We start from the raw sequence: 17,065 nt of genomic DNA, 5'->3' as shown, positions 1-17,065 counted from the left end.
TCGGGACTCCCCGGCGCCGCCGGAGCGGGCGCCGATTAAGTGTTGCGTGATTGGCGACGCATGATTCTCGCCAGGATTCGCGCGGTCAAGGCCGGGTTGCGGGAATCAGGGCCGGAGGTTGGACTCCGGGCAGACGTATAGGTTCGGTCCGGGTGGTCCGCAGCCGCCCGGGTCCACCTGCAGAGAGAACCCGGTGTTCTCTCCTAGCGCGCCTGCTGCTGCAGCATCAGCTGCTGCTGCTGGAATCTCTCCATCACCTGGTCGATGGTGAAGCTTGCCGGTCGCTGTCGCTGGGGGAATTCCGCAAAACTGGAAAGGAACTGCTGCACCCACACCATGCCTTCCCGCAGTCGCGGTGTGCGCTCGTCCCACCACATGTTGTAGGCGTTCGAATCCGTATCCGCGCGCTCGAATGGATCCCTGCGCAGGTTGAAAAGCTTGGGGATCCGCAGTTTCACGAAAGGTTCGCGCCAGACGTCGAAACGATGCGCGCGCTGCTCGGCGTACAGGGATTTCCAGTCTCCCACCCGCAGGCTCACCAGATCGCCGTCATCACTGAAATAGAAGAATTCCCTGCGGGGCCCGTTCCCGCTCTCCGGATTGGAGAGATAGGGGAGAAAGTTGTAGCCATCCAGGTGCACCTTGAAGCGTTTGCCCCCTGCCTGATACCCGCTCTTCAGCTTCTCTTTGATTGCCGGCTCCCCGACTGCAGCCATGAGCGTGGGCACCCAGTCGAGGTGGGACATGATTTCGTTGGATACAGTCCGGGCGGGAAAGCGGTCCGGCCAGCGGACCATGGCGGGTACCCGGAAGCCGCCCTCCCAGTTGGTGTTCTTTTCACCCCGGTAAGGTGTGATTGCCGCATCCGGCCAGGTGTTGAAGTGGGGACCGTTGTCGGTCGAATAGACCACGATGGTGTTCTCAGCGATACCCAGCGCATCGAGCCTGGCCAGCAGGGTGCCGACCTGCTCGTCGTGCTGCATCATCACATCGTTATAGAAACCCTGACCGGATTTACCGAGCGCCTTTGGATCAGGGTGGGTGTAGTAATGCATGGCGGTGGAGTTGAACCAGACGAAAAAGGGTTTCTGCGCGGCGTGAGCACCATCGATGAAGTCGACAGCGGCGCCGAGGAATTCCGCGTCTATGGTCTCCATGCGCTTCTTCGTCAACGGGCCGGAATCCTCGATCCGGCCGTCCGCATAGGAGTGAATCACACCCCTGGGTCCGAAGTTCTCGCGGAAGCCGGGATTGGCGGGATAGTCGGGGTGTTCGGGTTCTTCCTCGGCATTCAGATGGTAGAGGTTGCCGAAGAACTCATCGAAACCGTGATTGGTCGGCAGGAAGCGGTCCTGATCTCCGAGATGATTCTTGCCGAACTGACCGGACGTGTAGCCCAGGGGTCGCAACAGTTCCGCCAGGGTCGGGTCTTCCGGCTGCAGACCGAGATCGGCGCCGGCAGTGCCCACTTTGGTGAGGCCCGTGCGCACCGGATGCTGACCGGTGACAAAGGCGCTGCGGCCCGCGGTGCAACTCTGCTCGCCGTAGTAGTCGGTGAAGATGATGCCTTCCCGGGCGATGCGATCGATGTTCGGTGTGCGATAGCCCATGCCGCCCATGTTGTAGGCGGAGAGATTCCAGATGCCGATGTCGTCGCCCCAGATCACCAGGATGTTGGGTCGATCTGCGGCCAACACGCTGCCCGCTGTCAGCAGCGCTGCGATCAGCAGGGTTGTGGTCAACCAGGTCCTGGTCTGCACAGCCGCTATCGGCAGCCGTCGACACAGAGCTGCAATCGGGTGTACTGATTCCATGGGCAATCCCCTCCTTGTTCAGAGTGTATTCATGGGGCGGCTCGACCGCGCGCGCTTGCGATCGATGCGGCCCTGCTCAGGATGGCGGGCTTGCTGCCACAGACAGCGCCGCGCACCCTTCAGAATGGCAGACTCGTATCCGTAGCCCAGGTTCTGCCATTGCCCGTTGCGGCGAGGGGCAGGCAGGCTTCAAACGCACCGGGTACAGGGTCGTACTGCAGTACCCGGGTGGCGCCGATTTCGGAGGTGAAAAAGCCGAGCAGGGTCAATTCCCGAACCATGAGGATGAAGGGGCGCTGCTCCCAGGCGGGCGGCATGCCGTTGTTCGAAGCGAGCGCCTCGCTGAGCGTCGCCTGGACCAGCCCCTGCCGCTGTTCTCCGGAGAGATCCAGGAAAGCGCGGCCGGTCTGTGTCTCTGCCGCCTCGACCAGCGCGGCAAGTCCTGAGAGGAATCGCTGCTGGTGCTCGACTGCGTAAACGCCTTGCAACATACGGTCTATGAATACCGGCACACCCACATCAAGTGCACCGGGTGTATCGGTTGCGGGAATCATGAGATCCGCGACAGCGGCAACGATTTCGTACTGGGCCGGGGTCAGCAGCTGCAGAGCGGGTGGGTTGACGGCATCTGCCGCTGGCGCTTCGGTGCTGCAGCCACTGAGGACGCCGAGCACCGCGGGTGCTGAGAGCGCGCCGCCGAACATCAGCGCGACACGGCGCAGCATCTCGCGCCGGTCGATGGGCTGCAGCAGTCGGTCTGCAGACGAGGTGGCCTGTGGCTGCTCGGTGTTCATATCACTCGACCTCTACAGATTCAGGCGTTTGAGTTCGTCCACCGCGTGGTGGACGGCCCGGGCGGTGAGCGCCATGTAGGTCAGGGAAGGATTCTGGCAGGCGGCCGAGGTCATGCAGGAGCCATCGGTCACGAACACATTCGGGCTTGCGTGGACCTGATTCCAGGCGTTCAACACGGAAGTCGCGGGATCCCGCCCCATCCGGGCTGTGCCCATTTCGTGGATGCCCAGGCCGAAACCGTAGGGGCGATCGTAGGATTCCACGTTCCGATAACCGGCAGCATCGAGCATGGCGGCCGCTTCCCCCGCCATGTCCCTGCGCATGGCGAGTTCGTTGTCGCGTATCGCACAGTCGAAAGCGAGCACCGGCAGGCCGTTGATGTCGGTGCGGCGGGGATCGATGCGCACCCGGTTGTCGTGGTAGGGGAGTATTTCTCCGAAGCCGCCGATGCCGATCCGCCAGGGCCCGGGTTCCATGGCCTGCTGTTTCAGAGCGGCGCCCATGACGTCATCGTTCATGAGCCGGGTCCAGCCGGAACGACCGGCGCCGCCCTGGTAACCGAATCCGCGCAGATAGTCGCGTTTGTCCGTGCCCAGATTGACGAATCTCGGGATGTAGATGCCGTTGGGTCGGCGGCCGGAATAGTAGCGGTCGGCGAAGCCTTCTACAGTGGCAGAGGCGCCGGCGCCGAGGTGATGGTCCATGACATTGCAGCCGAGTTCGCCACTGTCGTTGCCGAAGCCATCCGGAAAGCGCTCGGAAGTGGAGTTGAGCAGGATGAAAGTGGAGTCGAGGGTGGAAGCGCACAGAAAAATGACCCGGGCGTGAAACTCGAGCACCTCGCCTGAGCTGGCATCCACGGCTCGTACACCGGTGGCCCTGGCCTGTTTCGGGTCGTAGATCAGTTCGTGTACCACCGTGTCTGGCCGCAGGGTCATGTTGTTCGTCTTCTCCGCGGCGGGCAGGGTGCTCGAGTTGCTGCTGAAGTAGGCGCCGTAGGGACAGCCGCGCATGCACAGGTTGCGATTGCGGCAGATTCCCCGCTCAGGGCTGTGGTCCAGTGGTGCGGTGAGATGCGCGGTACGTCCAATGGTCAGGGGGCGTCCGAAGCTGCTGGCGATCCGGGACTTGAAATCTTCTTCCACACAGTTGAGCGCCATCGGTGGCAGAAACTGACCATCCGGCAGGTGGGCGAGTCCCTCGGCCGCACCGCTGACACCGATAAAACGCTCGACATGGTCATACCAGGGGGCGATATCGGCATAGCGGATGGGCCAGTCCACGGCGATGCCTTCCCGGGCGTTGGCCTCGAAATCCAGATCGCTCCAGCGATAGCTCTGTCGACCCCAGATGAGCGATCGGCCACCCACCTGATAGCCGCGCACCCAGTCGAAGCGCTTCTCTTCCGTATAAGGATGCTCGGTGTCGTCTACCAGCCAGTGTTTGGTGGCCTGGGTCACCGCATACCCGGTGCGTGCGGCGACGGCATAGTGGTCGAGGTCTTCCGGTGTGGCGCGACCGGCGTAGGGCAGTTCCCAGGGATCCCTGGTTGCGGTGGGGTAGTCGCCGTGGCGCACCATGCGACCGCGATCCAGAACCAGGGTCTTCAGGCCCTGCTCGGTCAGCTCTTTTGCCGCCCAGCCACCGGTAATTCCCGTGCCAACCACGATGGCGTCATAGACGCCGTGGCTGCTGGCCGCCTGCGCTGCCATAGTTCTGCCCTCCTGCCCCGTCGGGCGAGTATACCCGCTTGTCGAGCCTTGCCCACCCGGACGCCAGCGGGTAACGTCCGGGTGCGATGTGTGCACCCTGGACAACGGTGCGCTGCATCGGGTGACAAACCGGGGAGGGGTGCTTGTCGCAATTCATTTCTACTGTAAGTGTGTTGCTGTTCGTGGCCGGAATGTTCAGCGGGCCTGGCACCACCAGTGTGTTTGCGGCCGCTTCGGATCTGTCCGGTGGCAGTACTGGCGGGTCGACCGAAGACTGGATCCCACTCTTCAATGGCCGCAATCTCGATGGCTGGACGCCGAAAATCACCGGCCATGTGCTGGGTGACAACTATGCCGACACATTCCGGGTCGAAGGTGGAGTGCTCAAGGTCGACTATGCAGGTTATGCGGCGTTCGAGCAGCGCTTCGGCCACCTCTTCTACGAAAGACCCTACTCCTACTACCGTCTGCGCATCGACTATCGTTTTACCGGTGTACAGGCCCCCGGTGGTCCGGGTGCCTGGGCGGTGCGCAACAGCGGCGTGATGGTGCACGCCCAGTCTCCACAATCGATGCTCCTCGACCAGGATTTCCCGATCTCGATCGAAGCCCAGTTTCTCGGCGGGCTCGGTGATGGTACCCCTCGTCCGACGGCCAGCGTATGTACCCCGGGGACCGAGATCGTCTTTCGCGGTGGCCTCTACCCTCAGCACTGTCTGGTTGCAGACGCGCCGACGCAGGACGGCGATCAGTGGGTGAGTGTCGAAGTCGAAGTGCTCGGCGCAGCGCAGATCAGTCACCGGGTCAACGGCGAGCTGGTGCTGGCCTATCAGCTGCCCCAGATTGGTGGCGGTGTAGTACACAACTTCGATCCGGCCGAGAAGCCGGACGGCCGGCTTCTCGATACCGGCTATATTGCACTGCAGAGCGAATCCGCGCCGATTGAATTCCGCAGGGTGGCGCTGCTCAATCTCGAAGGTTGTATGAATCCCGAAGACCGCAACTACAGAAAGCACTTTGTCAGATCGGACAGCAGCGCCTGTCTGGTGGCGGGGCAGCCGCGCCAGTAAGCATTGCGCCGGCAGGCATCGAAACCGGTCAGCAGGAGAGACGCTGATCAAGTATCCCGGGGAGAAGGGCATGATCTCGCGACGGCAATTTGTATCCATATCGGGCGCGCTGCTGGCGGCCACGGCGCTGCCGATTCCGCCACGGGTAAACGCCGGTGCTGCGACTTCCGGCCCGCTCGGTCGACCGATCGGCATCCAGTTGTACACGGTGCGTGAGCAGGCGTCCGCCGACCTTGCCGGTACGCTCGCCGCGCTTGCCGCGATCGGTTATCGCGAAATTGAACTTGCCGGATTGCATGAACGGTCCGCACACGAGTTCGCCCGCCTGCTGAATGCGCATGGACTCAGAGCAACAGCCGCCCACTACAGCATGTTTGCGCTGCAGACCGATCTGGGCCAGAAGATCGAAGATCTTAAGACTCTGGGTGTCGAGCATCTGGTCTGTTCCTTTCCAGGCACACCCGATGTGGCGCGACTGGCTGGCGAGCCGGGCGGCCCGGGGGCTGCCATTATGCGGGGCGGCCTGACGCTGGATGACTGGCGCTGGAATGGTGACGAGATGAACCGCGTTGCGGAGGCAGCGGCAGCCTCCGACCTGCGTTGCGCTTATCACAATCATGCGATGGAGTTCGTCGACTACAACGGGGTCCGGGCCTTCGACGTACTGCTCCAACGAGCGGATGCGCAGCTGGTGGATGTGGAGCTCGATTGCGCCTGGGTGGCAGCGGGTGGTGAAAATCCGGCCGACTACATCCGCCAGCTGGGAGGTCGGGTGACCCTGCTGCACATCAAGGACCTGCTCTCAATCCAGGGCCCGAGCTTTGAAACCACTCCCGTCGGCTCCGGTGTCATTGACTGGGCAGCAGTGTTTGCTGCGGTGAATCCCGGTCGCCTGGCCCATTATTTTGTCGAGCAGGAGCATTTCAGAATGCTCCCTCTGGCAGCCGCGCGAGCGAGTTTCGAGTATCTGACCGGACTGGCTGCGGAGCAGGCGCGTGGCTGAACGCACCCCTGCCGACCCCGTCGCCACACGGCTTTTCATCACCTGTTTCACTGCCCTGGTCGCCACCGCTTTCTGTTTCGTACTGCGGGCGTTCGTGATCGATGACTGGGGACGGGAATTCTCCCTGTCCGCGACCCAGAAGGGTGAACTGCTCGGCGTCGGCCTCTGGCCGTTTGCCATCAGCATCGCGCTGCTGAGCCTGGTCATCGATCGGATCGGCTATCGGATTGTGTTGTGGTTTGCGGTAGCCGGCCACCTCGGCGGTACCCTGATCACCCTGTTCGCCGATGGCTACTGGTCACTGTATATCGGCACCTTTGTGCTGGCCCTGGCCAATGGTGCGGTGGAGGCGGCGGTGAATCCTCTGATCGCCACCGCATACCGTACCGACAAGACCAAGTGGATCAACATGCTCCATGCGGGCTGGCCAGGCGGCCTGGTGCTGGGTGGCCTGCTCGCCATTGCCGTAGGTGCGGATGTGGACTGGCGCTGGAAAATCGGACTGGTGATTCTGCCTGTGCTTGCCTATTCGACTCTCCTGCTGCGTCAGTCCCTGCCCGTGCACGAGCGTGTTGCGGCCGGCGTCAGCTACCGGGCCATGCTCGCAGAAGCGGGTTATCTCAGTGCACTGGTGGTCTCTGCACTGGTGGTGATCGAGATCGGCCGGGTGTTCGCACTGCCGATTGCCCTGCAGATCGTCCTGATCGCGGTAATGACTGCCGCTTATGCCTTCTACGCACGCGCACCCGGGCGACCGCTGTTCATCCTGCTGCTGATTCTGATGGTGCCCCTGGCAACGACAGAACTCGGCACCGACAGCTGGATCACCTCTCTGCTCGAACCGCAGATGGTGGCCATGGGTCTGCATCCGGGCTGGGTGCTCGTCTACACCTCCGCGCTCATGCTGGGCCTGCGGCTGTCCGCCGGCCCGCTGGTGCATCGTTTCTCGCCCCTGGGTCTGCTGGCCATCTGTTCGGCGATAGCGGCGGTGGGTCTGTACGGTCTTTCGGAAGCCACCGGTATGGGTCTGCTGGTCGCAGCGACCATCTATGGTGTCGGGAAGAGTTTCCTCTGGCCCACCACACTCGGCCTGGCTGCTGAACAGTTTCCGAAAGGCGGTGCAGTCGCCATCAACGTCGTCGCCGGTGCGGGCATGCTGGCGGTGGGCATCGTGGGTTCGGTATTTCTCGGAGCGGTTCAGGACACAGCAACCGGAGTTGCTCTGGCGGATCGGGATGCCGTACAGGGCACGCACCTTCATGACACCTATTTCACCCAGGAGCGACGCGGCCTCTTCGGCACTTATCTGTCTCTGGACGAGGCCGCCGTGGCTGCTGCGGATGAAACCACCCGCCGGGAAATCGCCCGGGCGGTCACGGACAGTAAAGGTGCCGCACTGCGATCCGTGATCGTTCTGCCCCTGATCATGCTCGGCACCTATCTGCTGCTGATGCTCTATTTCCGGCGTCGTGGCGGTTACCGGCCCGAGGAGTTGGCGGGTGGATCTGCGACCGAAACGTCTTCCTAGGATGCACTTCCACGACGCGCCTGCTTAACGCGCCTGGATAAGGAGAAACTCATGCCAGAAACCAGCGTTCGATGCTCATCCGCCGCACTGCGGCTGGTGCTGCTGCCCCTCCTGTCTGTGCTGCTGGTACCGGCAGCAGGACAAGCCGCCGAGGATGAATGGCGGTCACTATTCGATGGCGAAAGCCTGACCGGCTGGGCGCAGGTCGGCCCGGGCAGATTTCTGATCGAAGACGGCGTGCTGCACAGCGAAGGCGGTATGGGCATGCTCTGGTACACGGGCGAGAAATTCTCCGATGTGACCTTGCGGCTGGAATTCAAACTGGGAGTCCCCGAGGCGAACTCCGGCGTGTTCGTGCGGATACCCGGGGAGCCCGAAAATCCATGGACGGCCGTCAACGGTGGTTATGAAGTCCAGATTGACGAAGGCGGCGACGACTATCACCGCACGGGTGTGCTCTATTCACTGACGAAGGCGCTCGTGCATCCCCGGTTGCAGGAATGGAACCGCCTCGAGATCACGCTGGACGGTCCCGTCACCCAGGTGCGGGTCAATGGCGAACTGGTCACCGATTTCACCGAAGGCGATCCGGTGCCAGAGAAACTCCAGCGTTACGAACCGGATCGAGGCCCGCGGCCGCTCGCCGGGTACATCGGCCTGCAGAACCATGCCACCCGGGATCTCGTCTATTTCCGGAACATAGCCGTGCGGCCGCTCGCTGCAGGCCGGTAGTCGTGCCGCACATTTCACCCGACGGGCTGCGCGACGACTATGACGTGATCGTGGTGGGCTCCGGTGCCGCCGGTGGTCAGACTGCCTATACCCTGACCATGGAAGGCGCCCGGGTGCTCATGCTCGAAGCCGGCCGCAACTATGTGCCGGAAACCGAGACACCGATGTTCAACACACCGGACCAGGCACCGCTGCGGGGCCGCTCGACCGACGACAAGGAGTTCGGCTTCTACGACGCCACCGTGGACGGTGGCTGGCAGATGCCGGGTGAGCCTTATACCAATGCATCAGACACGGCAGAGTCGAAGTTCTGGTGGTGGCGGGCACGCATGCTCGGCGGACGCACCAACCACTGGGGCCGCATCTCCCTGCGCAATGGTCCCTACGATTTCAAGCCCCGCAGCCGGGACGGACTGGGTTTCGACTGGCCCATCGACTATGCGGACCTGGCGCCCTGGTATGACAAGGTCGAGATGCTCATCGGCGTGTACGGTGACAACAACAACCTGGAGAACACGCCGGACTCTCCGGCGGGCTGCCTGCTGCCACCGCCGGCCGCCAGAGTTGGTGAGCGACTCATCGCCCAGGAAGCAGGCAAGCTCGGGGTACCGGTGATTCCCATCCACCGCGCGGTACTCACCCGTGCGCTCGATGCGGATCGACTGCCGGCGCTTCTGCATCCCGGCAACACCAGAGCCCAGCGCATCCTCGCAGCAGACATGCGTGCCCGTGCGGTCTGCTTCTGGGCCACACCCTGCGGACGCGGCTGTTCGATCCGCGCGACATACCAGTCCACCACGGTGCATCTGCCGCCGGCGCTGGCCACCGGCAACCTGGACCTGCTCACCAATGCCATGGTGCGCGAGGTACTGCTTGGCGGCGATGGGCGTGCCCGGGGTGTGGAATTCATCGATGCCCGCAATGGCGAAATGCATCGGGTCTCCGCGCGGGTGGTTGTGCTTGCAGCCAGTGCCTGTGAAACCGTGCGCCTGTTGCTCAACTCGAAATCCCCGGCGTTTCCCCAGGGTCTGGCGAACAGCAGTGGCAAAGTGGGCCGCTACCTGATGGACACGGTGGGTGCGAGCCTGAGCGGTCAGATTCCCAGCCTCGAGGATCTGCCCCTGCACAACGAAGACGGCGCCGGTGGTTCACACGTCTACTCACCCTGGTGGCTGTACCCGGAGCAGCGGGCGGGACGTCTCGACTTTGCGCGGGGTTATCACATCGAGATGGGCAGCGGGCGTCAGATGCCGGGTACGGGCACCCTGGGCACTCTGGACGAACTCGCAGGGCCCGGCTACGGCGCAGGCTATCGGGAGTCGATGCGCCGCTACTACGGATCTCTGGTCGGGTTCGCCGGCCGCGGCGAGATGATTCCGAATGATCACAGTTACTGTGAGATCGATCCGGAGGTGAAGGACCGCTTCGGCATCCCGGTGCTGCGCTTTCACTGGCGCTGGTCCGAACATGAAACCAGACAGGCTGCCCACATGCAGCGCACCTTCGCCGACATCATTGCCGCCATGGGTGGCCGGGTACTGGGCACGGTGCAGTCCGATGGCGCCAGGGCGATCGAGCCCGGTGGTTACATCATCCATGAAGTCGGCGGCACCATCATGGGCATGGACCCGGCCGATTCGGTGACCAGCTCCTATGGCCAGACCTGGGATGTGCCCAATCTCTTCGTCACCGACGGTGCGCTGTTTCCATCCAATGCCGACAAGAATCCAACCCTCACCATCATGGCGCTGGCCTGGCGCGCGGCGGATCACATACTGGGTGCGCTGCGCAGGAGGGATATCTAGACATGATTGGACGACACATCGACACCCGCATGGACCGGCGCAGCGCGGTGAAGTGGATGCTGGTGGCTTTCGGCAGCCTGCACGGTGCGCCGGGTGCTCTCGCGGGTGGATCGGTTGCGGAGCGCACCAACCCCGCGACGGTGGCGCCGGCAGCCGCAATTGAATCGGCAGCGACGCTGCAAGGCTACGGCAAGGATCCGGACCTGCTGCGCAGCTATGTGCCGGGTGAACTCTGGCCCCTCACTTTTACCCGTACTCAGCGTGCAGGCGCGCGCTGGCTTGCAGAGCAGATTCTGCCCGCGGCCGGGTCGGCACCCGGGGCAGGCACTCTCGGTGTGCATGACTTCATCGACGAATGGGTGAGTGCACCCTATGACCCCTGTCGTGCTGACCGCGCGGTGGTGCTGGAAGGTCTCGACTGGCTCGACACCGCGTCCCGGGCCAGACACGGCCACCCGGTCGAGGAGTTGCCTGCGGATTCCGGGCGGGCAGTGATGGAACTGCTTGCAGATTCCCGGCGTGCGGCTCTGGATGGCGCGCCTGCAGGATTCTTCGGGCGGTATCGCAAACTGGTCGCCATCGGCTATTTCACGACGCCGCCGGGCATGCAGGATCTGGGTTATGTCGGCAACCGGCCGACAGACAGTTTTGAAGGTCCCCCGGATGCCGCCTTGCGCAAGGCGGGTGTAAAAGTCTAATCGGCTGCAGTGAAGCCCGGGTCAGGCGTCTGCATCGCGCAGATAAAACCGGGTGCCGCACACATCTACCCGCTCGTCGGAGACATAGCAGCCCCGGGCCTGCGCGGTACGCAGCACCTGCGCGCGATCGGCCACCGCGATATCGATGCCGCCGAGTCCGGGTCCGCGGCCATCTTCCGCGGTGACGAAGCGCAGCTCGGCGTTGTTGAGCCGCAGCTCGAGCGCGCTGCCTTTGCGGCTGACCGGCAGTCCGGTCACCCGCCCCCAGAGTTCGGCGAGAGAGACCGGGTCATCGCTCTGCAGCTCGACCCCGAGAAAGTCCCGGGTCACATCCTGTTTCACCTTGTCTTCCCAGCCAGTGCCGCCCACCGGCATCCAGTTGCCCTCGAAATCCTCGAACCGGTCATATTCTATTTCCAGAAAGGCGGCCTTCATGTCCCCGGGATGAAGCTGACACAGATGCCAGCCGTCGCGCTCTGCTTCATGTGCGATGCGCACGCCCGCGTCGAGCGCGTTCTGGCGGATGCGGCGCTGATTGGCGAGGGTGTCGGCCTGGGTGATGACCATGTATCCGCCGTCTCCGCCCCGTCGCTCGAGATAGCGCCCGGCGGCGGTTTGTTTCTGTACCGGCGCTACCACCTCGAGAAAGTTGCGGCCGACGGCCATGAGCGTATTTTCGAGCCCGAAATGGGCGACTGCCGGATCGATGTAGCAGGTGTTGATCCCCAGCACGGCGGTGAGATCGTCGATTGCAGGGGCGAGCTTTCCGGCAACCAGGCAGATCTGACGCAGCTGTAGGGTCATCGGTCGTTCTCCGTTGCGGTGATCAGAGTGTGCCTTCTGTGCGTTGTGACCACCAGGGTCCCTTGCCGGTGGCGACGAGCAGGCTGACGCAGAAGCAGCAACCGCCGGCGATCAGCATCCAGGTCGACCAGCCCCAGTGCGCCACCACGCGCGGCAGCCCCAGATTGAGAAACAGACCGGCGATGGGTGACAGGGTGGCGGTGATACCGAAGGCTCGCCCCACACCATGAGGACTGATCTCCTCGGCGGTTTCAGAATAGATGGCGCACCATGCGGGATAGATGAAGCCGGCGAAAAAGCCGGTGAGTGACCAGATGAGCACCAGCGTCGATTCGGCGGTACCCACCGGCAGGGTCGCACCGACCACGAAGCAGGTGCCCGTACTCACGCCACCAAAGGCCGTGACGGTCTTGCGGACCAGAAATCGATCAGACAGCCAGCCTGAGAGAAACACGCTGACGGTAAAGACGATCCAGAAATAGGAAGTGACGGAAGCCGCCCGGGCCGGCAGCAGACCATAGTGCTGGGCAAGGTAGGTGGGCACGTAGGCTGACACGGTGACATAGGTGAGGGACCAGAACACGATCACCAGGGACAGCAGCCAGAGCCTCGGGCTGCGATAAATGGCGCGACCATCGTCGTAGGCAGAGCGTGGTTCTGTCGTCACCGTGTGAAGAGGCAGCCCGCCTGCGCTGAGCGCATCAACACCCGGCAGAGTGGGCTCAACCTCAGTCAGTGATTCACGAATCTCTCCCCGTACCCGGGTGCTCAGATCCCGGTAGAAAATGAACAGAATGGTGGCGGTGGTGCCGCCGAGACCGGCTGCGATCCAGTACTGGGAGCGCCAGCCTGGCCAGATCGGCAGCGTCTGTGCCGCGACTGCGGTGGACATCAGCGCACCGATCGTGAAGGCGAGTGACACCCAGGCGTACACCATTGCTCGACCCATGCGCGGGGTCAGATCCCGGGACGCGGCATGCACCGCGGGATTCATACCCGCCATCATGAAACTGCCGGAAGCCACCAGGAATGCGAGAGCCCAGAAACTCCCGGTCAATGCCCCGGCGACGGAAATCAGGGTGTAGGCGACGACAGGCCAGATCATCAGCGGACGCCGTCCGAATCGGTCGGCTGCGCGAGAGAGCAGCATGGCGCCTGCGCTGTAGATCAGCCCGGCAATCGCGGCGACGTAGCCCCACTCCACCAGGGATTTGTCGAATTCCTCCAGAATGTAGACGAGCACCGGACCGTTCTTGAGTGCTTCGTACTGCTCCACCGCCCAGCCGAGGATAATCAGGCCGAGCAGCCACCAGCGCAGCAGACCGGTCGGAAATCGATCGACTTCGGGTTGACGCAGATAGCGCCAGAATCCTTGCGGTGTGGATTGATGCATCAGGAGCCTGCTCAGGCCACCACCGCTCGGGAGGGGGCGTTGTGGATTGTGTGGATCTCCCGGATGTGGCGGAGACCTCCCCGGACTTATGATGCGCGAAATCCTCTCAGGAGTCCCAGCAATGCAGCCATTTCCTCATCAGTATCAGGTCCGTGCTAACGCGGGTCCCGATGACCTGGTTCGACTCAGCAGCGCCGGTATTGAAGATCTTTCCAGCGCAGCACCGGTTGAATTCGATGGCCCCGGAGGCCACTGGTCGCCTGAAACCCTTCTGCTTGGTGCAGTGGCCGATTGCTTTGTGCTTTCGTTCCGCGCAGTGGCAACCGCGTCGCGCTTCAGCTGGGTCGAGTTGAATTGCGAAACCCTGGGCACTCTGGATCGGGTAGACCGGACTACCCGCTTCACCAGGCTGACTACGAAGGCCCGCTTGAAGATCGGTCAGGATGCGTCGGTTGAGCGTGCCCGCGCGCTGCTGGAAAAGGCGGAGCAGGTCTGCCTGATCAGCAACTCGTTGAATGCGGAGCGGTTTCTGGAAGTCGAAGTACTGGTCGAGTAACCGCCAGCTGCGTCTGGCGTATCTGCCCGTATGAGCGGAGTGTAAAGAACGCCGTCGGCTCGGCTGTGAGCCGGAAGTAGGGATGTTCATCCGGGAAGGGGACCCGTTGGCCCCGACCCGGATCGTTTACCAGACGAATGCCAGCTCAGATCGTGGGAACTGGATCCGGCATGGGCATGACTTCCGGTGGTGTTATCGCGGCTGCTGCGGGTGCGCTCCCGCGCTTCGCAGTGCCGCCGCCGCGCTTCGCAGTGCCGCCGCCGCGCTTCGCAGTACCGCCGCCGCGTTTCGCCGTGCCGCCACCGCGCTTCGCTACGGTCTTTTTCCTGGCCTTCTTTTTTGCAGCCTTTTTCTTAGGTGCTTTTTTCTTGGCGGCCTTTTTCTTGGCGGGTTTCTTTTTCGCAGCCTTCTTCTTAGGCGCCTTCTTCTTGGCAACTTTTTTCTTGGCTACTTTCTTTTTCGCGACTTTTTTCTTGGCGGCTTTCTTTTTTGCCGCTTTTTTCCTGGCTGGTTTACGTTTGGCGGCTGCCTTTTTTGCAGCTTTTTTCTTCACGGTAGCAGCCTTCTTCGATTTGGCTGCCTTCTTTTTGGGCGCCTTTTTCTTAGCGGGGGATTTCTTTTTCGCTGCCATCTGGCGTTCTCCACTGGGTTGGTTTCACTCGGCGTATGCAGGGATAACTGTTTCCATCGTGCAAATCAAGCGTTCTGTTATGGCGGATTGCACCCGGCAAGTGGTCGCTTCACTGAGAAACGGATTGGTCTGCAGCAGACGCGATGGGTAATTGAGTGACTGGAGTTGCCCGCGGAGTCTCTCTTCAGATTTCAGATCGCCGATCTGATGTGCGTACAGCAGCGCAAGTTCCAGTGCATCCGGATTGCCGGGCTGGAGCTTCAGCATGCGTTCGATCATTGCATCGGTACCTTCCGTGTCACCTGATCTGGCCAGATAAAGGGCTTTTGATCCGATGGACTCCCAGTCATTCGGGTTGATGTTCAGCTCTTCGTCGGCACGCATGATCGCGCGGCGATACAGAGTCCTGCTTACTTCGTCTATCGCAGCATCAGGGCTGCCCAGTTGCAGCTGGCAGGACTCGGCGAGTCGTCCAAACAGGCGGTGGTCGTTGGGAGACATGCGGATTGCCTGCTGCTGCCAGTAGGCGGCATCTTCGTAGCAGCCCTGATTCAAGCGACTGATGCCCATCCAGGTTGCCGCCTGCCAGAAAGCGCGGGACTCCGATTCGGGTGACTCGGTCAGCGCCTCGCGCCAGGCGGCTTCCGCTGCCGGGACGTTCTCCAGCATGTACTCGGTTGCCCCGATGCTCACCAGCGCGAGCCCGTTCATCGGGGTCAGCTCGTGCACTTTTTTGAACTGCTCCAGAGCTTCGGTGTATCTGCCTCGCTCGTAGAGGAAATCACCGAGGTCGGCATAGCCACCCCAGAAACCTTGATCGAGTTCGATTGCGCGGCGCAGCATGACCTCAGCGCGTTCCGGCTGATCGAGAACCGCCAGGATTTTGCCCAGCTCATGGTGGATTGCCGCACTGTTCGGCTGCAGCGTATTGGCGAGGCGGATCTCTTTGAGAGCTTCCGGGAAACGACCCGCATCCCGGTACAGCACTGCGAGTGATTTGTGGCTCGCGGCAAGCGTGGCATCCAATGTGATTGCCCGGTCGCAATGCTCCTTTGCCCGGTCATGGTGCAGATCCACATCCTCAGATCTCACCATTCGAAAAAACACCAGATGGGTTTCGCACAGTGCGGCGTAGCCCCTGGCGAAATCCGGCTGTTCCCGGATCGCCTGTTCGAAGTGAAGCTGTGCTGCGCTCAGCACCTCTGGAGATGGCGGCTGGCTGAGGAAGTCGAGACCCTTCAGGTAGGCCTGATAAGCGCCTGCAGACACCGGAGAATCGCGGGAGATGGAGGGTACTGTCTCCAGTCTTATTTCAGGACGCAGATGACGCGTGATCGCTGCTGCAGCCTGAGCCGGTACGGAACTCACCGCCTCGACCCCGGTCTCGAAGCGCCGTGACCAGATCTGTTGTCCGTTGTCCGTCCGAAACAGGGCGATGCTGATGATCAGGCGCTGCTGTTCGGGTCGAATGCTGCCTTCTATGGCATGGGAGACACCCAGTCGACTGCGGATGTCCGTAAGTAAGGCTGGCTGGTTCCGGTAGTAGAAAGAGGAAGTGCGTGAGGACACGCTCAATCCTGTAACGCCACCCAGGAGGGTGATCAGCTCATCGGCCAGTCCGTCGGCCAGATAGTCGATGTCAGGATCCCCGGAAATATTTTCGAAAGGCAGCACGGCGATGGATGCCTCCTCCGAAGCCGCATCGGCGGGTGAGCGAAGATAGAAGGCTACCCCGGCTGCCAGCACCAGCAGGGCCAGCAATACCGGCCAGAATCTGAATGCCCGGCTGGTGGCTGTCTCTGCTGCCTGCCCGCTACCCCGACGGCGTACTGTGCGAGGTGCGCGGTCCGGCGGCGGAATGCGCGAATCCGGGACGATGTGAGCCTGCGATGGATCGGCGGATTCGCCTTTGCGCGCAGCTTCCAAAGCAGACAGCAGGCGTGTGCGGTAGTGATCTTCGGTAAAGCGGTACTTGAGGATGGACTGTCGGTTGCCGATGTTCAGCTCGATACCCGGGGGCAGCTCCACCGGTTCCAGCTCCACTGCGAGAAAGGGACGTTTTCGTCGCAACGCAAAGTCGATCTCATTCAGACAGTTTTCCGAACGCACTGATGCCTCGGTGAGAAATACGAGGAACATCGTGCACTCTTCGATGGCCCCGGCCAGTTCTTCGGACCAGCGGCTGCCGGGAGTGATGCCCTCGTCGTACCAGATATTGATGCCCGCCTTATGCATCCACAGCATTTCCGGGTACACGATGTCCGAGTTGATATGGGCGTAGCTGACGAATACGTATGCGCCGCCGTCGGAATGTGCCGGAAAGGGCAGTTTCATCTATGCGGGCCGGTCCGTATCTGCATCGGGTGCGTTGAGATACATGTTGATTTGTCTCCTCGAGTGACTAGACTCGAATGCCCGCCTGATAACAAGGGGGCAGTTTAGCGCTCGGGGGAGGTGCTGAACAAAGTCGATCGCGGGAAGCAGGTCGGCGGATCAGATAACAAGCAGAAGAATGCAGGACTTC

At 62.2% G+C, this 17,065-nt stretch carries 14 protein-coding genes; 7 read left to right on the top strand and 7 right to left on the bottom strand.

Annotation, left to right across the window (positions count from 1 at the left end; genetic code table 11):
• Positions 1 to 203: 203 nt before the first annotated feature.
• From R3E82_15340 to R3E82_15330, 3 genes are all read right to left on the bottom strand, one after another.
• Positions 204 to 1,814: an arylsulfatase gene (locus R3E82_15340; GenBank protein ID MEZ5552258.1), complete on the bottom strand. Its 1,611-nt coding sequence runs from the start codon at positions 1,812 to 1,814 to the stop codon at positions 204 to 206.
• Between the two features lie 119 nt (positions 1,815 to 1,933).
• Positions 1,934 to 2,608: a gluconate 2-dehydrogenase subunit 3 family protein gene (locus tag R3E82_15335; GenBank protein ID MEZ5552257.1), complete on the bottom strand. Its 675-nt coding sequence runs from the start codon at positions 2,606 to 2,608 to the stop codon at positions 1,934 to 1,936.
• Positions 2,609 to 2,620: 12 nt separating this feature from the next.
• On the bottom strand, positions 2,621 to 4,321 hold the full coding sequence (locus R3E82_15330; protein ID MEZ5552256.1) for a GMC family oxidoreductase: 1,701 nt from the start codon (positions 4,319 to 4,321) through the stop codon (positions 2,621 to 2,623).
• A 143-nt stretch (positions 4,322 to 4,464) separates the two neighbouring features.
• Here R3E82_15330 and R3E82_15325 point away from each other — a divergent pair, with 143 nt between their 5' ends.
• From R3E82_15325 to R3E82_15300, 6 genes are all read left to right on the top strand, one after another.
• Positions 4,465 to 5,391: a DUF1080 domain-containing protein gene (locus R3E82_15325; protein ID MEZ5552255.1), complete on the top strand. Its 927-nt coding sequence runs from the start codon at positions 4,465 to 4,467 to the stop codon at positions 5,389 to 5,391.
• Between the two features lie 70 nt (positions 5,392 to 5,461).
• The gene (locus R3E82_15320) at positions 5,462 to 6,394 is read left to right on the top strand and encodes a sugar phosphate isomerase/epimerase (GenBank protein ID MEZ5552254.1); all 933 of its coding nucleotides are present in this window, start codon (positions 5,462 to 5,464) and stop codon (positions 6,392 to 6,394) included.
• Positions 6,387 to 7,922, top strand: a complete 1,536-nt coding sequence (locus R3E82_15315) for an MFS transporter (GenBank protein MEZ5552253.1) — start codon at positions 6,387 to 6,389, stop codon at positions 7,920 to 7,922. The genes R3E82_15320 and R3E82_15315 overlap by 8 nt, the downstream gene beginning before the upstream one ends.
• A gap of 51 nt (positions 7,923 to 7,973) precedes the next feature.
• On the top strand, positions 7,974 to 8,654 hold the full coding sequence (locus R3E82_15310) for a DUF1080 domain-containing protein (GenBank protein MEZ5552252.1): 681 nt from the start codon (positions 7,974 to 7,976) through the stop codon (positions 8,652 to 8,654).
• Positions 8,655 to 8,656: 2 nt separating this feature from the next.
• Positions 8,657 to 10,459, top strand: coding sequence for a GMC family oxidoreductase (locus tag R3E82_15305; protein ID MEZ5552251.1), 1,803 nt, complete (start codon positions 8,657 to 8,659; stop codon positions 10,457 to 10,459).
• Between the two features lie 2 nt (positions 10,460 to 10,461).
• A complete protein-coding gene (locus R3E82_15300) occupies positions 10,462 to 11,157 on the top strand; it encodes a gluconate 2-dehydrogenase subunit 3 family protein (GenBank protein MEZ5552250.1) in 696 nt (231 codons plus the stop codon).
• 21 nt (positions 11,158 to 11,178) lie between these two features.
• Here the strand turns inward: R3E82_15300 and R3E82_15295 are convergent, their stop codons facing one another.
• Positions 11,179 to 11,961 (bottom strand): hypothetical protein, encoded by a 783-nt coding sequence (locus R3E82_15295; GenBank protein MEZ5552249.1) that lies wholly within the window; start codon positions 11,959 to 11,961, stop codon positions 11,179 to 11,181.
• A gap of 22 nt (positions 11,962 to 11,983) precedes the next feature.
• Entirely contained in the window at positions 11,984 to 13,354 is a 1,371-nt protein-coding gene (locus tag R3E82_15290) for an MFS transporter (GenBank protein MEZ5552248.1), read from the bottom strand.
• A gap of 121 nt (positions 13,355 to 13,475) precedes the next feature.
• Here R3E82_15290 and R3E82_15285 point away from each other — a divergent pair, with 121 nt between their 5' ends.
• Entirely contained in the window at positions 13,476 to 13,910 is a 435-nt protein-coding gene (locus tag R3E82_15285) for an OsmC family protein (protein MEZ5552247.1), read from the top strand.
• A 145-nt stretch (positions 13,911 to 14,055) separates the two neighbouring features.
• Here the strand turns inward: R3E82_15285 and R3E82_15280 are convergent, their stop codons facing one another.
• Together R3E82_15280 and R3E82_15275 are read right to left on the bottom strand one after the other, a co-directional pair.
• Positions 14,056 to 14,541, bottom strand: a complete 486-nt coding sequence (locus R3E82_15280) for a hypothetical protein (GenBank protein MEZ5552246.1) — start codon at positions 14,539 to 14,541, stop codon at positions 14,056 to 14,058.
• Between the two features lie 24 nt (positions 14,542 to 14,565).
• On the bottom strand, positions 14,566 to 16,875 hold the full coding sequence (locus R3E82_15275; GenBank protein ID MEZ5552245.1) for a TIR domain-containing protein: 2,310 nt from the start codon (positions 16,873 to 16,875) through the stop codon (positions 14,566 to 14,568).
• Positions 16,876 to 17,065 lie beyond the last annotated feature (190 nt).

It is taken from the genome of Pseudomonadales bacterium, from assembly GCA_041395945.1.
Taxonomy (GTDB): domain Bacteria; phylum Pseudomonadota; class Gammaproteobacteria; order Pseudomonadales; family Azotimanducaceae; genus SZUA-309.
This window is presented reverse-complemented; position numbering and strand designations above follow the sequence as displayed.

Excerpts from the sequence above, each read along its gene's own strand:
- R3E82_15310 (MEZ5552252.1), top strand. The coding sequence starts at position 7,974 with ATGCCAGAAACCAGCGTTCGATGCTCATCCGCCGCACTGCGGCTGGTG.
- R3E82_15335 (MEZ5552257.1), bottom strand. The coding sequence starts at position 2,608 with ATGAACACCGAGCAGCCACAGGCCACCTCGTCTGCAGACCGACTGCTG.
- R3E82_15295 (MEZ5552249.1), bottom strand. The coding sequence starts at position 11,961 with ATGACCCTACAGCTGCGTCAGATCTGCCTGGTTGCCGGAAAGCTCGCC.
- R3E82_15275 (MEZ5552245.1), bottom strand. The coding sequence starts at position 16,875 with ATGAAACTGCCCTTTCCGGCACATTCCGACGGCGGCGCATACGTATTC.
- R3E82_15300 (MEZ5552250.1), top strand. The coding sequence starts at position 10,462 with ATGATTGGACGACACATCGACACCCGCATGGACCGGCGCAGCGCGGTG.
- R3E82_15280 (MEZ5552246.1), bottom strand. The coding sequence starts at position 14,541 with ATGGCAGCGAAAAAGAAATCCCCCGCTAAGAAAAAGGCGCCCAAAAAG.
- R3E82_15340 (MEZ5552258.1), bottom strand. The coding sequence starts at position 1,814 with ATGGAATCAGTACACCCGATTGCAGCTCTGTGTCGACGGCTGCCGATA.
- R3E82_15290 (MEZ5552248.1), bottom strand. The coding sequence starts at position 13,354 with ATGCATCAATCCACACCGCAAGGATTCTGGCGCTATCTGCGTCAACCC.
- R3E82_15330 (MEZ5552256.1), bottom strand. The coding sequence starts at position 4,321 with ATGGCAGCGCAGGCGGCCAGCAGCCACGGCGTCTATGACGCCATCGTG.
- R3E82_15320 (MEZ5552254.1), top strand. The coding sequence starts at position 5,462 with ATGATCTCGCGACGGCAATTTGTATCCATATCGGGCGCGCTGCTGGCG.
- R3E82_15285 (MEZ5552247.1), top strand. The coding sequence starts at position 13,476 with ATGCAGCCATTTCCTCATCAGTATCAGGTCCGTGCTAACGCGGGTCCC.